This is a genomic window from Promicromonospora sp. NPDC057138 (assembly GCF_042670845.1).
Classification (GTDB): Bacteria; Actinomycetota; Actinomycetes; order Actinomycetales; family Cellulomonadaceae; genus Promicromonospora.
This window is the reverse complement of sequence record NZ_JBHUUX010000014.1, coordinates 17605-31044: the sequence shown is the minus strand read 5'-3', so window position 1 is coordinate 31044 and position 13440 is coordinate 17605. Positions and strand designations below refer to the sequence as shown.

General features: G+C 74.1%; 9 protein-coding genes. 6 read left to right on the top strand and 3 right to left on the bottom strand.

Annotation, left to right across the window (positions count from 1 at the left end; all coding sequences use genetic code 11):
* Nucleotides 1-2814 carry a DNA translocase FtsK gene (locus ACFT2C_RS10990; protein WP_377207087.1) on the top strand — a complete coding sequence of 938 codons (2814 nt, stop codon included), beginning with the start codon at nt 1-3 and terminating at the stop codon, nt 2812-2814.
* A gap of 95 nt (nt 2815-2909) precedes the next feature.
* Here the strand turns inward: ACFT2C_RS10990 and ACFT2C_RS10985 are convergent, their stop codons facing one another.
* Nucleotides 2910-4178 carry a CapA family protein gene (locus ACFT2C_RS10985; protein ID WP_377207086.1) on the bottom strand — a complete coding sequence of 423 codons (1269 nt, stop codon included), beginning with the start codon at nt 4176-4178 and terminating at the stop codon, nt 2910-2912.
* A 108-nt stretch (nt 4179-4286) separates the two neighbouring features.
* On the opposite strand from ACFT2C_RS10985, the gene pgsA reads away from it, so the two are divergent.
* The 3 genes from pgsA (at nt 4287) to ACFT2C_RS10970 (ending at nt 5996) form a co-directional block, all read left to right on the top strand.
* Nucleotides 4287-4877 carry a CDP-diacylglycerol--glycerol-3-phosphate 3-phosphatidyltransferase gene (pgsA, locus tag ACFT2C_RS10980; RefSeq protein WP_377207085.1) on the top strand — a complete coding sequence of 197 codons (591 nt, stop codon included), beginning with the start codon at nt 4287-4289 and terminating at the stop codon, nt 4875-4877.
* Nucleotides 4874-5395, top strand: coding sequence for a CinA family protein (locus ACFT2C_RS10975; RefSeq protein WP_377207084.1), 522 nt, complete (start codon nt 4874-4876; stop codon nt 5393-5395). Before pgsA ends, ACFT2C_RS10975 begins: the two co-directional genes overlap by 4 nt.
* Before the next feature lie 247 nt (nt 5396-5642).
* Nucleotides 5643-5996: a helix-turn-helix domain-containing protein gene (locus tag ACFT2C_RS10970; RefSeq protein WP_377207083.1), complete on the top strand. Its 354-nt coding sequence runs from the start codon at nt 5643-5645 to the stop codon at nt 5994-5996.
* 97 nt (nt 5997-6093) lie between these two features.
* Here the strand turns inward: ACFT2C_RS10970 and ACFT2C_RS10965 are convergent, their stop codons facing one another.
* The gene (locus ACFT2C_RS10965) at nt 6094-6891 is read right to left on the bottom strand and encodes a DNA-formamidopyrimidine glycosylase family protein (RefSeq protein ID WP_377207082.1); all 798 of its coding nucleotides are present in this window, start codon (nt 6889-6891) and stop codon (nt 6094-6096) included.
* 202 nt (nt 6892-7093) lie between these two features.
* On the opposite strand from ACFT2C_RS10965, the gene ACFT2C_RS10960 reads away from it, so the two are divergent.
* On the top strand, nt 7094-7936 hold the full coding sequence (locus ACFT2C_RS10960) for a DUF998 domain-containing protein (protein ID WP_377207081.1): 843 nt from the start codon (nt 7094-7096) through the stop codon (nt 7934-7936).
* Here the strand turns inward: ACFT2C_RS10960 and ACFT2C_RS10955 are convergent.
* Entirely contained in the window at nt 7902-13013 is a 5112-nt protein-coding gene (locus ACFT2C_RS10955; protein WP_377207080.1) for a DEAD/DEAH box helicase, read from the bottom strand. The genes ACFT2C_RS10960 and ACFT2C_RS10955 overlap by 35 nt on opposite strands.
* A gap of 74 nt (nt 13014-13087) precedes the next feature.
* Here ACFT2C_RS10955 and ACFT2C_RS10950 point away from each other — a divergent pair, with 74 nt between their 5' ends.
* Nucleotides 13088-13324 carry a DUF3046 domain-containing protein gene (locus tag ACFT2C_RS10950; protein ID WP_377207079.1) on the top strand — a complete coding sequence of 79 codons (237 nt, stop codon included), beginning with the start codon at nt 13088-13090 and terminating at the stop codon, nt 13322-13324.
* Nucleotides 13325-13440: the final 116 nt, after the last annotated feature.

Genomic DNA, 13440 nt, shown 5'->3' with positions numbered 1-13440 from the left:
ATGGCGACCCGCACGTCGGCCCGGCGAAGTTCCGGGAAGGGATCCGGGCAGGGCGCGAAGAGCGCCCGGCCCAAGGCCGCAGCGTCGAAACGATCGACCCAGCGCCGGGGGGCCACCCGCCCGGCGCCCAAGGCTGCGCCGTCCGGACCGCCGTGGCCGGTCCGCGCGCTGCGGGGGCTGTGGATGGGCATGGCGCACGCCGTCGGCGGCGCCACCCGCGCCGCCGGGCCGCGGACCGTGCAGGACGCGTCCGGCGAGGGCGCGCAGAGCTCAGGACAGGGCTCAGGACAGCAGGGAGGGCAGGAACTGGAACCGGACCACCGGCGCGACGGCGTCGGCTTCGCGCTGCTCGCGGTGGCGGTGATCGTCGCCGCGCGCGAGTGGTGGGGCATCGACGGCGCATTCGGCGACGGCGTGCACGCCGTGGTCGCGGGCACGTTCGGCATCGCTGGCGTCGCACTGCCCGTGCTGCTGATGTGGCTCGCCTTCCGGGTCATGCGCCATCCCGAGCGCGCCCAGCAGAACGGGCGCGTGGCGATCGGCGTCGGCTTCCTGGTGGTCGCGACCTGCTCCCTGGTGCACATCAGCGCCGGCCTGCCCTCGCCCGCCGAGGGATTCGTCGCGGTGCAGGACGCCGGCGGCGTGGTCGGCTTCCTCTTCGCGACGCCGGTCGTCACCGGCCTGACGCAGTGGTTCGCGATCCCGCTCTACGTCCTGGCCGGGTTCTTCGGCGTCCTCATCGTGACCGCGACGCCCGTGCACCGGATCCCCGCGCGCCTGCGCGGCCTGTACGACCGCCTCACCGGCAACCACCGCGAGCCCGACGAGCGAGGCGGGGACGAGCTGGCCCTGGCCGAGGGCGTCTCGCGGCACGACGGCGCCGCGGGCGGTACGAAGCGTCGCAAGCGCCGCACCAAGGAGGAGATCGCCGCCGAGAAGGAGCGCCTCGCCGGGTTCGTCGGCGACGAGGCCTTCGAGAAGGCCGCCGAGGTGGAGGCCGCCGAGCGTGCCGCGAAGGCGGGCAAGCTCACCACGCAGCGCATCCCGACCAGCGAGTCCGCCGGCAAGGTCACCGGCGCGCCGGCCATCGGCCCCGGCGTCCTCGGGCCCGACGGCGAGCGCGCGAAGCCGGCCAAGGCCGACGGGCCGCGGCCCCCGGAGGGCGGCGAGCCCATGCCGCGGGGCGTCCAGCCCATGCTGGAGGGCGACACCGTCTACCTGCTCCCGGACGAGAACGTGCTCGTGCAGGGACCGCCGCACAAGGCGCGGTCCGCCGCCAACGACCGGGTCGTCGAGTCGCTCACCGGCGTGTTCGAGCAGTTCGGCGTCGACGCGAAGGTCACCGGCTTCAGCCGCGGCCCGACGGTCACCCGGTACGAGGTCGAGGTGGGCGCCAAGACCAAGGTCGAGCGCATCACGTCGCTGTCCAACAACATCGCGTACGCGGTGGCGAGCGCGGATGTGCGCATCCTGTCGCCCATCCCGGGCAAGTCCGCCATCGGCATCGAGATCCCGAACACGGACCGCGAGACCGTCGTCCTGGGCGACGTGCTGCGCTCCGGCGCCGCGCGCCGCACCGAGCACGCCATGGTGATGGGCGTGGGCAAGGACGTCGAGGGCGGCTACGTCGTCGCCAACCTCGCCAAGATGCCGCACATCCTCGTGGCGGGCGCCACCGGCGCCGGCAAGTCGAGCTTTATCAACTCGATGATCACCTCGATCCTGATGCGCGCCACGCCCGAGCAGGTGCGCCTCATCCTGGTGGACCCCAAGCGCGTGGAGCTCACGATCTACGAGGGCATCCCGCACCTGATTACGCCGATCATCACCAGCCCCAAGAAGGCCGCGGAGGCCCTCGACTGGGTGGTCCGCGAGATGGACGCCCGCTACGACGACCTGGCGATGTTCGGCTACAAGCACATCGACGACTTCAACACCGCCGTCCGGGCCGGAAAGGTCAAGCCGCTGCCCGGCTCCGAGCGCAAGATAGCGCCGTACCCGTACCTGCTCGTGGTCGTCGACGAGCTCGCGGACCTGATGATGGTCGCCCCGCGCGACGTCGAGGCCTCGATCCAGCGCATCACGCAGCTCGCCCGCGCCGCGGGCATCCACCTCGTGCTCGCCACGCAGCGGCCGTCCGTCGACGTCGTCACCGGCCTCATCAAGGCCAACGTGCCGTCGCGCCTGGCGTTCGCGACGTCGTCCGTCACGGACTCCCGCGTGGTGCTCGACCAGCCGGGCGCCGAGAAGCTCATCGGCCAGGGCGACGCGCTGTTCCTGCCCATGGGCGCGGCCAAGCCGATGCGCGTCCAGGGCGCGTGGGTCACCGAGTCCGAGGTGCACGAGGTCGTCGAGCACGTCAAGAGCCAGCTCAAGCCCGTCTACCGCGAGGACGTGGCCGCGCCGGCGGCCGCCAAGAAGCAGGTCGACGAGGACATCGGCGACGACCTCGACCTGCTGCTGCAGGCGACCGAGCTCGTGGTCACCACCCAGTTCGGCTCGACCTCCATGCTGCAGCGCAAGCTCCGCGTGGGCTTCGCCAAGGCGGGGCGCCTCATGGACCTCCTGGAGTCCCGGGAGATCGTCGGGCCCTCCGAGGGCTCCAAGGCGCGCGACGTGCTCGTCACGGCCGACGAGCTGCCGTCGGCGCTCGCGCTCATCCGCGGCGAGCAGCCGTCCCAGGTCTTCGACCAGGCGGCGCCCGACGACGACGGCGCGGCCTACGCGGCGCACGACCAGTACGCCGACGGCACGGACGGCCACCTGCCGCCCGCCGCCACGGACTACCACGACGACGCCGAGGCCGTGCGCTGATCCGAAAGCCACGGTTTCGCGAAGTAGAGCGCCTGTCCGAGTCCACTTGGCTGAAGCCGGGCGGCTCGGACAGGCGCTCTACTTCGCGGATCGGGTCAGCGGTTGCGGGGGACCACGCGGGGCGGCTCGCCCGTCGGCCGGGGCGGCGTGCGCTGCTCGTTCGCGGCGTCGCCGGCCGCGTCCCGCGCGATCCGGAGGCGCTCGCGGAGCTCTGCGACGGTGAGCTGCCCGTCGCCGGGGTGCGCGAGCGCGTCGCGGGTGCTGTGCAGCCGGTGCCCGGCGTCGAGGTCGACGGTGGTAGCCGCCCAGTGCACGCTCTTGACCCGGGCGGGCTCGTCCGGCGGCTGCACGATGTCGGCGAGCAGCATCAGCCCGACGGCGGTCGCCCAGGTCCCGCAGCAGTCCGCGCCCTGGTTGGACATGAGGTTGCCCAGGCCGTAGCTGACCCACATCCCGTCGCCCCGCGGGCCGCCCCGCAGGTGCTCGATCGGCTGCGGGACGTGCGCGTGGTGCCCGATCACCAGGTCGATCTGCCGGGAGCGGGCCAGTGCCCGCGTCGTGTCGAGCTGGTGCGGCGTGGGCTCGGTGACGTACTCGTCGCCGTCGTGCAGGCTGACCACCACGAGGTCCGCGCCGGCGGCCCGCGCCCGCTCGGCCTGCCGGATGATCCGCCGGCTGTCGATGAGGTCCACCGACCAGTCGCCGCGGGGCGGGTCGTACCCGTTCAGCCCATACGCCGCCGCCAGGTGGGCGACGGTCACGGTCCGGCCGGCCCGGCGCAGCTCGTAGAGCTGGGCGCCGTGCGACTCGCGCCGGTCGCGCGCGGTCCCGGCATGGCCCATCCCGGCCCGGTCGAGCGCGTCGAGTGTCGCCGCGACGCCGTCGTACCCGGCGTCCGCCGAGTGGTTCGACGCCGTCGAGCAGCCGTCCCAGCCCTGCTCGCCCAGGTCGCGGACCAGCTCCGCGGGCCCCGCGAACACGGGGTAGCCCGACGGCTCCGTGCCCGGCGGCGCCACGGGCGCCTCCAGGTGGCACAGGGCCAGGTCGGCGCCGGCGACCCAGGGATCGATGCCCGCCAGCAGCGGCGAGTAGTCGATGCCCTTCGCTCCGGTCGCCGAGTCGTTGAGGGGGCCGTGGGGCAGGACGTCGCCCGCGGCGAGCAGGGTGAACTCGACGTCCTGCGGCTCCGGGTCCGGGAAGGGCGCGGGCGCCGGGACGGTGGGTGCGGGGCCGGCGCTCGCCGCACCGGAGGGGGTCGCCGCCGCGCCCGGTCCGGGGCCCCACGTGCAGCCCGCGGCGGTGCCGACGAGGGCGTGGCACAGCGCTACGGAGACGAGGAGCCGCATGACGCGGACGGTGGTCACGTCCGGATGTTACGGGCGGTCGCGTGGCGCAGCCACCCGGTTTTCAGCGGCGCGGAGCGGCGCCCGACGGCGGTCCGGGCGCCGGCGCCGCACGGTTAGGCTTGAGCAATGGTCAACGACGCTCCGTCGCCCTGGAATATTGCGAACATCGTCACGATGATTCGCATCGCCATGGTTCCGTTCTTCGCCTGGGCACTTCTCGCCGAAGGCGGGGACGACACCACGTGGCGGCTCGTGGCCACGGCGATCTTCGTGGTCGCGGCGGTGTCGGACAAGGTGGACGGCTACCTCGCCCGGTCGCGCGGGCTCATCACGGACCTGGGCAAGCTGCTCGACCCGATCGCGGACAAGCTGCTCGTGGGCACCGCCCTGATCCTGCTCTGGATCCCGCTGGGCGAGGTGCCGTGGTGGATCCCCGTCGTGATCCTGGTGCGCGAGCTCGGCATCACGTTCATGCGCATGGGCATGCTCAAGTACGAGGTGATGCCGGCGTCGCGGGGCGGGAAGCTCAAGACCGTGCTGCAGTCCGTGGCGATCTCGATGTTCCTGCTGCCGCGTGACGGCTTCGAATGGTTCACGGTGATCGCCTGGGTCGTGCTGATGGCAGCGTTCGTCCTGACGGTCGTCACGGGCGTCGAGTACGTGTACCAGGGCTGGAAGATCCGCCGGGACGCGCTGGCCAGGACGTCGGACGTATGACCGCGGCACGCCTGCTGGCGGCGGCGGCCGCACGAGGCTGGACCATCGGCGTGGCCGAGTCGCTCACGGGCGGGCTCGTCACGGCGGCGCTGGTCTCGGTTCCCGGCGCGTCGCGGGTGCTGCGCGGCGGCGTCGTCGCGTATGCCACCGACCTGAAGGCCGGGCTGCTCGGGGTGGACGCGGACCTGCTCGCCGAGAGAGGGGCCGTGGACGAGGCCGTTGCCGCCCAGATGGCGGCCGGCGTGCGCACGGCCACGGGTGCCGACGTCGGCCTCGCCACTACCGGCGTCGCAGGGCCGGATCCTCAGGATGGTCAAGAGGCGGGTGTGGTGTTCGTCGCCGTGAGTACCCCGGTAGCGTCCGAGGTGCACCGCCTGGACCTCGACGGCGATCGGTCCCAGGTGACCGCCGACGCGGCACGCGGCGTGCTCGAGCTGGCGTTGGCCCTCGTCAGCGAGGCACCGGGTGAAAACCGCGGCACACCCCCTACCGTGTTTCCTGAAGTTACAGACAAGTGAAACTTCTTGGCTTAATCTTGCACAGGACTTGACGCAGGTGCACTTCGGGAACAAGGCTCATATCCACGACGTTGGTCCCGGTGTGATCACGAACAGGCCGACCACCCGGAGCCGGCGTAAGAACCCTTCGAGCGCGGGGTACGGTAGAACGACCTCCGCTCACGGAGGACGCACTACACGCAAGGCACGTCCGGTCCAGTCAGGGCAGGGCGTCAGTTCAGGGACAGGCACTGAGAGGGGGCGCGAGATGGTCGTACTACGGCGAGAAATCGGAGACGTGCTGCGTGACACGCGGCAGCGTCAGGGGCGCACCCTGCGCGAGGTTTCGTCGGCGGCACGCGTGTCGCTGGGTTACCTCAGTGAGGTGGAGCGAGGTCAGAAGGAGGCGTCGTCCGAGCTTCTTGGCTCCATCTGCGAGGCGCTCGACGTGCCGCTGTCCTTGGTACTGCGTGAAGTGAGCGACCGCGTAGCGGTGGCCGAAGGCTTCCAGATCCCCGACACGATCCCGGCGGACTTCGTCGCCGGGCTGCTGGCCAGGGGAGGCGACCGGACTGCAGCGCGGCGGGAGGTCGCACCGACAGACCTGGCACCGGTCGGCTGACCGGAGCTGCAGGACCGCGAAGTAGAGCGCCTGTCCTGCTTCCGTACGGAGCGATCCGTGCGGAAGCAGGACAGGCGCTCTACTTCGCGGTCCTGTTCTACCTCGGGCCGGGGTCCTGGCAGGTCGAGCACCAGAACACCGGACGCTCGTAGGGCTTCTCGTTCGCCGAGCCGACGCCGATCGGGGTACCGCACCGGTGACACGGCCGGCCCGCGCGGCCGTGCACATGCATCTCGACGGCGCCCATGCCGCGCGCCCGGCCCACGGTGACGCTGCGCTCCATGAGCCTGCGGGCGGTGCGGAGCAGGTCGTCGCGCTCGTCCTCGGACAGCGATCTGGCGGGCGCCCAGGGCCACAGGCGCCGCGCGAAGAGCGACTCCGCCATCCAGATGGTCCCGATGCCCGCCACGGTTCGCTGGTCCAGCAGGGCGGCGCACAGCGGCCGGTCGGGCTCGCGGACGAGACGCGCGGCACCGTCGGGCAGGCCGGTAGTGGGGAAGTCGTCGCCGAGGATGTCGGGGCCCAGCCCGCTGAGGATGCGTTGCTCGTCGTGAGTGCGTAGCAGGTCCAGCATCCCGAGGTGCCATCCGGTGGCGGTCCAGGCGTCCGTCGCGAGCACAGCGCGGATGGCGGGGTTGCGGGCCGAGGCGTCACGGGAGCCCGTGCGGTGGATCTTCCAGAGCCCCTCCATGCGCAGGTGCGTGTGCAGGGTGCGGCCGTCGTCGAGCCGGGTGAGCAGGTGCTTGCCGTACGCGCTCGTCTCCAGCGCGGTGGCGCCGGTCAGGTCCGCGGCGCCGGCACTGGGCCAGCGCAGCTCGGCACGGACGAGCGGCAGGCCGCGCAGCGCCGCGGTGAGGCGCTCGGCGGTGAGGCGCAGTACATCGCCCTCGGGCACGAATGCTCCCCTCGTCGTGGGGCTTCAGCGTAGTGGGCGCCATGGCCCGGTAGGCTGCGCAAACCGACATATCACCCGGCTTGTGAGGGCCAGCTCCGCGCCCCCTCGGTCGGTCGGTCACGGTGTATCAGGGGTTGCCCCCAGTAACGATCAGGGGGAAGACCCGATGGTTTCCGAGCTCGTGGTCCACAATGCTTGTCCCATGACCGTTGCCGCCGCTGACCTGGGGAGACATCCCGACCTGCCCGCCACTTCCGCAGACCCCCGCAGCAAGCGGACGGTCGGCTGGTTCGGCGCGACCGCTCTGCTGCCGATGGTCGCCGCGCACGTGGTGGGGGCGTCCGCCGTCGACCCGGTGCTCGACCCGATCAGCTGGTACGCCTTCGTGCCCGGCGGCGGCGAGCTGATCCTGGCGGGCGGCGTGGTCCTGGCCGTGCTCGGGCTGATCCTCACGGTCCGGATGTATCGCGCCGGCCTGGCGGTCGGTGCGGTGCCCGCCCTCGCGATGATCGTCTTCGCCATCGCGATGGTGCTCGTCGGCGCGTTCCCGACCGACCCGCCGGGGACGGCGCCCACGCTGTCCGCCACGGTGCATCGCGTCAGCGCGGCGGCGGCGTTCTGCGTGCTCCCGCTGGTGGGCCTGAGCCTGGAGCGGTCGATCCGGCACCCCCGCTCCTCGCTCCCGCACGGGCTGCGGACGGCGGCGCGCGCCCTGGGCGTCGTGGTCGTCGTGTTCCTCGTGGTGCACCTGTCGCTGGTCTTCTTCGCCGACTCCGGGATCCTGGCCTTCGGCCTCATCGAACGGATCGGGTTCGTGATCATGATCGGCTACCTGTTCCTGCTCGCGGCCACGATCGACCGGGAGGGCACGAACGCTCCGGTCCAGGCCGGGAGGAGCGCCTGGCACGAGGTGTCCGCGCTCGGCGGCGGCGTCGGGAGCGGTGGGGCCGGGGCCGGGGCCGGGGCCCTCGGGCGTAAGGCGGTCGAGGTGGACGAGCCTGCCCTGGTCCTCAGCGGATCGAGATCCGCAGGCCTCGCGGGGTGATCGCGAAACCCGCCTCCACGAGCGCGCGCGCCACCGGATGGTGCCGTGCGGCCTCCAGGGCGGGCACCCCGTCGACCCGCTGGACCACGAGGCGCCCCAGCCGTCCCTCGCGGACGGTGCGGGCCAGCGCGGCGGCCGCCGTCGCCAGGCGCGCGGGGTTCTGGGTGAACGACAGCACCGTGCGCCCGCCCCGTTCCACGAACAGCGTCAGGTCGCCATGGGTGAGCACCACGACGGCCCCGGCCTTGCGGCCCGGCCGGTGTGCGGTGGTCGGTCTGCTCTCGCGGCTCTCGCCGCTCTCGTCCGACGGCGGCTCCCCGTCCGGCCCGGGTGCGCCGGTCCCGGGCGTTCTGCCGCGGGGGACGCCGCCGGGGGACCCGTCCGCTGCCGGGCGCGCCGGCCAGGCGAGCGCCGCGCCGTACGGGTTGGCGGGGTCCATCGCGGCGAGCACCACGGCGCCGGTGGTGCTGCTCGCGCCGGTGTCGGCGGCGACGGCCGCCGTCCGCTCCGCGACCTCCAGCTCGGCCTCCACGACGCGTGCGCGGTCCTGCGCGTCCACCCGCAGGCGGTCCACGGCGCCGGGCAGCGCGAACTGCGAGCCGCCGAGGTGCTCCACGAAGTACCCGCGGCGCACCGCGCCGCGCTCCTCCAGGCCCGACAGCACGCGGTAGACGTCGCGGTAACCGGCCCCGACGCCCTCGGCGGCCGCACTCGAGCGCGTGAGCACGCCGTGCCGTTCGAGGAGCACCTGGGTCAGCGCGTGCGCGCGCAGGGTCGGGTCGGCCTCGCGCATCGGGAGGGCCGCCCAGCGGCCGCCGCCGCCCGGGATCGAGGTGCTCGCCCGGGCCGAGGAGGGGCGACCCGGCGAGATGGCGAACCGTGACCGCCGCACCGGCCGGGCTCGCGCGGCCGTACGGGGCGCACGATGCGCGCCGGCGCCGCTGACCCGCTCACGCAGGGCGACCAGCCCGTCGTTCGTGACCTGTCCGGCCCAGACGAGGTCCCACAGCACCTCCAGCACGGCGTCCGGATCGGCGCCGGTGAGCTCGGCGACCCGGGGCAGGAAGAAGCCTCCCGAACCGGTGAGCAGGTCCAGCACCGCGCGGTGCTGGTCGGAGTCGAGCGGGCTCTCCTCCTCGACCGGTTCCAGCGCGGGGAGGGTGAGCGGGGCGCCGTCGGCCAGGTGCAGCGAGACGAGGCCGTCCCCGCCACCCGAGCCGGGCAGGCGCGAGTGCCCGGACCACAGCACCTCCCCGGCGACAGTCAGCTCGTCGAGGAGCGCCGGGGAGTAGTCGACGACCCGTGCGGGCAGCACGAGGGTCTCCAGGGCCGACGCCGGGACCGCAGCGCCCGCGAGCTGCTCGATGGCCTGGATCAGCCCGTCGGCTCCGCGCAGCAGGCCCGTGGCGACGTTCTGCCAGCGGGGCAGGAACGCGCCGAGCGCCTCCTGCTCGACGGGCTCCACCTCGGCCCGCAGGACCGCCAGGGACCGCCGCCGCAGCAGGCGCAGCACCCCGGGGTCGCACCACTCGTCGCCGGTGCCGCCGAGCGAGCCGGGGCGCAGGCTCCCGCGGGCGAGCACGCCGTCCGCCTCCAGCCGGGCCAGGCCGTGTGCGACGATCGCGACGCCCAGCCCGAACCGCTGCGCCACCGTCGCCGCGCCGAACGGGCCGTGCGTGCGGGCGTGACGCCGCAGCAGGTCGCCGAGCGGGTCGGGCACAGGCTCGGTGAACGTCTCCGGGATGCCGACCGGAAGGGCCACGCCCAGCGCGTCGCGCAGGCGGCCGGCGTCCTCCGCGACCGCCCACTGCTCCGCGCCCGCGAACCGGACGCGGATGACCCTGCGGGTCGCCTCCAGCTGGTCGAGCCAGTGCCCGACGGCGTGGCGCGCCTCCTCGCGGGTCCGGGCCTCCAGGGCTCCGAGCGGGTGCGGTCCCGTGCGCCGGAGCAGGTCCCACAGTCCCTCGGCGTCACGCGCCTGGCGGTCCGGCGCGAGCCCGGCCAGCTCCGCCTCGGTCTGTTCGACGGCGCCCGGGTCCAGGAGGTCCGCCAGGTCCGCGGTGCCCCGCTCGCCGAGCAGCTCGGCCAGCAGCTCCGGGTCGAGCGACAGGGCGGCCGCGCGGCGCTCGGCCAGCGGCGCGTCGCCGTCGTACAGGAACTGGGCGGTGTAGCCGAACAGGAGCGACTGCGCGAACGGCGAGGGCGTCGGCGTCGTCACCTCGACGACCCGGACGCCGCCGCCTGCGATGTCGCGCATGAGGCCGGACAGGGCCGCCACGTCGAAGTCGTCCTGCAGGCACTCGCGGGCCGCCTCCAGCACGATCGGGAAGTCGGGGAACTGGCTCGCCACCTCCAGGAGCTGGGCGGACCGCTGCCGCTGCTGCCACAGCGGCTGTCGCTTGTCCGGGCGGCGGCGGGGCAGCAGGAGCGCCCTGGCCGCGGCCTCGCGGAACCGCGCGGCGAACATCACCGACGACCCCAGCTCGTCGCGCACGGCGCCCAGCACCTCGTCCGGGTCCAGGAGCAGGTCCTCGAGCGTGACCCGGCCGGGCGCGTGCGGCGCCTGTGCCTCGCCGTCGCCGTCACTGTCGCCGTGCTGGGCGGCGCGCAGGCCCACGTCCCAGAGGTCGCCGTCCCAGCCGCCGCCCGAGTCGGGCAGGCGCAGCACTATGCCGTCGTCCGAGTGCATGGCCGCCACGTCGAGGCCGAAGCGGGCGCGCAGCCGGGCGGAGATCACCAGCGCCCACGGTGCGTGCACCCGCGCGCCGAGCGGCGAGTGGATCACCACGCGCCAGTCGCCGAGCTCGTCGCGGAACCGCTCCACGACCACCGTCCGGTCGTCGGGCACGCGCCCCGTGCCCAGCCGCTGCTCCGTGAGATAGGCGGCGAGGTTGTCGGCGGCCCAGGCGTCGAGCCCGGCGTCGCGCAGGTGCTTGCGCCCGGCCTCCGGGTCGGCGGCCAGGGCGGCGTCTGCCTCGCGGACGAACTCACCGACCGCGCGCCCCAGCTCGGCCGGCCGGCCGGGGGCGTCCCCCTTCCAGAAGGGCAGGCGTCCGGGCAGGCCGGGCGCCGGCGTGACCAGGACGCGGTCGGTGGTGATCTCCTCGATGCGCCAGGTGCTCGACCCGAGAGTGAACGTGTCGCCGACCCGCGACTCGTAGACCATCTCCTCGTCCAGCTCGCCGACCCGCTTGCCGCCGCGCGTACGGCCGGAGCCGGAGGTCACGCTGTCGGTGAGCACGTCGCCCGGAGCACCGCCGGCGGGCGCCTCGGTGGCGAGGAAAACGCCGTAAGCGCCCTTGTCCGGGATCGTGCCGCCGCTCGTGGCGGCCAGCCGCAGCGCGCCGGGGCGGCCGCGGAGCATACCGGTGGCGCGATCCCAGGTGATGCGGGCGCGCAGCTCCGCGAAGTCCTCGCTGGGATAGCGGCCCGCGAGCATGTCGAGCACGGCACGCCACGTGGCGTCGCCGAGGTGCGCGAACGGCGCGGCGCGGCGCACGAGCGCGAGCAGGTCCGCCTCGTCCCAGTCGTCGACGGCGAGGGCCGCCACCACCTGCTGCGCCAGGACGTCGAGCGGGTTGGCCGGGACGTGCATGTGCTCGATGGCGCCCGCGCGCATGCGCTGCGCGATGACGGTGGCCGGCACCAGGTCGCCCCGGAACAGCGGGAAGACCACGCCCTTCGACACCGCGCCCACCTGGTGGCCGGCGCGGCCGATGCGCTGCAGCCCGCTGGCGACCGACGGCGGGGCCCCGACCTGGACCACCAGGTCCACCGCGCCCATGTCGATGCCGAGCTCGAGGGACGACGTGGCGACGACCGCGGGCAGCCGGCCCTCCTTGAGCTCCGTCTCGGTGCGGGTGCGCTCCGCGCGGCTCATCGACCCGTGGTGGGCGCGCGCGAGGACGGTCTCGCCCTGGCCGGGTACCGCCTCGGGCAGACCGCGCTCGCCGGGTGTGGGCCGGGGGATACCCGCCGCGGTCCCGGACTGGCCCGGCACGAGCGCCGCCCAGGTGCTGGCCGGGTCGGCCACGTCGAGCCCCTGGCGCTGCGCCCAGACCTCGTTCATGCGGGCGGTGAGCCGTTCGGCGCCGCGCCGGTTGTTGGTGAAGACGATGGTGGACGTGTGGTCGGCGACGAGGTCGACCACACGCTCCTCGACGTGCGGCCACACCGAGGCCCGGCGCAGCGGGCGGGTCGCCTCGCCCGAGAGGTCGATCTCGTCGTCGCCGGAGCGGGTGCCGTCCGGCCCGGCGGCGCCGGTTGCGGGCGCCGCGCCGTCGGCCGGTCCGGGCGCGGGTGCGCTGTCGAGGTCCGCGAGGTCCGGGACGGGCACGACGACGTCGATGGCCCACTCCTTGTGCGACGGCGGCTGCACGACCGCCACCTCGCGCGCCGAGCTGTCGTCCCGGCCGCCGCCCAGGAACCGCGCGACGGCGTCGACCGGGCGGACCGTCGCGGACAGGCCGATGCGCTGCGCCGGCCGGTCCAGCAGGGCGTCGAGCCGCTCCAGGCTGAGCGCGAGGTGGGCACCGCGCTTGGTGCCCGCTACGGCGTGGATCTCGTCGAGCACCACGGTCTCCACGCCGGCGAGCCCGGCGCGGGCCGACGAGGTGAGGATGAGGAAGAGGGACTCCGGCGTCGTGACGAGGATGTCCGGCGGGCGGGTGGCGAACGAGCGGCGCTCGCTGGCGGGCGTGTCGCCCGTGCGCATGCTGACCGTGACGTCCGGGACCTCGATGCCGTCCCGGGCGGCGGCCTGCCGGATGCCCGTGAGCGGGGAGCGCAGGTTGCGCTGCACGTCGGCGGCCAGGGCCTTGAGCGGCGACACGTACAGCACGCGACAGCGGCGGACCCGCTCCTCGGGCGGGGGAGCGGACATGATCCGGTCGATCGACCAGAGGAACGCCGCGAGGGTCTTGCCCGACCCGGTCGGCGCGACCACCAGCGCGTGCTGGTCCCGCGCGATGGCGTCCCACGCGCCGGCCTGGGCGGCGGTGGGCTGCGCGAACGCCCCGGTGAACCACGTGCGGGTGGCAGGTCCGAACCGGGAGAGCGGGTCGTCGGGTGCGGGCATGGACCCATTCTGTCCCTGACCTCTGACATGGACCCGGTTCTCGGGGCGGACCTCGGGAGACGTAGGGTTGGCGGGTGCGCGAACGGGATTTCTGGCAGCTGATAGACGAGGTCTTCGGTCCCGCGTACGGGCGCGCCCTGGCGCGCGAGCAGGTGCTCCCCACGCTTGGCGGCCGGACCCCCGCGGTCGCCCTGGACGACGGCGACGAGCCGCGCGACGTGTGGCACGCGCTGTGCGACGCGCTCGACGTGCCCGACGCCGACCGGTGGGGCAAGGACAAGCACCGGCAGGCTCCGCCGCCGCGTCGCTGAGCCCGGCGAGATGTCCCGCGACACACCGGTGTGTCGTGCCTTGCCTCGAACACGCGTTCGGCTAGACTTCGACCACAGGCACGGATTTCGGAACGTCGTCCACAGGCGGCGGCCGG

Excerpts from the sequence above, each read along its gene's own strand:
- ACFT2C_RS10990 (WP_377207087.1), top strand. The coding sequence starts at position 1 with ATGGCGACCCGCACGTCGGCCCGGCGAAGTTCCGGGAAGGGATCCGGG.
- pgsA (WP_377207085.1), top strand. The coding sequence starts at position 4,287 with ATGGTCAACGACGCTCCGTCGCCCTGGAATATTGCGAACATCGTCACG.
- ACFT2C_RS10975 (WP_377207084.1), top strand. The coding sequence starts at position 4,874 with ATGACCGCGGCACGCCTGCTGGCGGCGGCGGCCGCACGAGGCTGGACC.
- ACFT2C_RS10970 (WP_377207083.1), top strand. The coding sequence starts at position 5,643 with ATGGTCGTACTACGGCGAGAAATCGGAGACGTGCTGCGTGACACGCGG.
- ACFT2C_RS10960 (WP_377207081.1), top strand. The coding sequence starts at position 7,094 with ATGACCGTTGCCGCCGCTGACCTGGGGAGACATCCCGACCTGCCCGCC.
- ACFT2C_RS10955 (WP_377207080.1), bottom strand. The coding sequence starts at position 13,013 with ATGCCCGCACCCGACGACCCGCTCTCCCGGTTCGGACCTGCCACCCGC.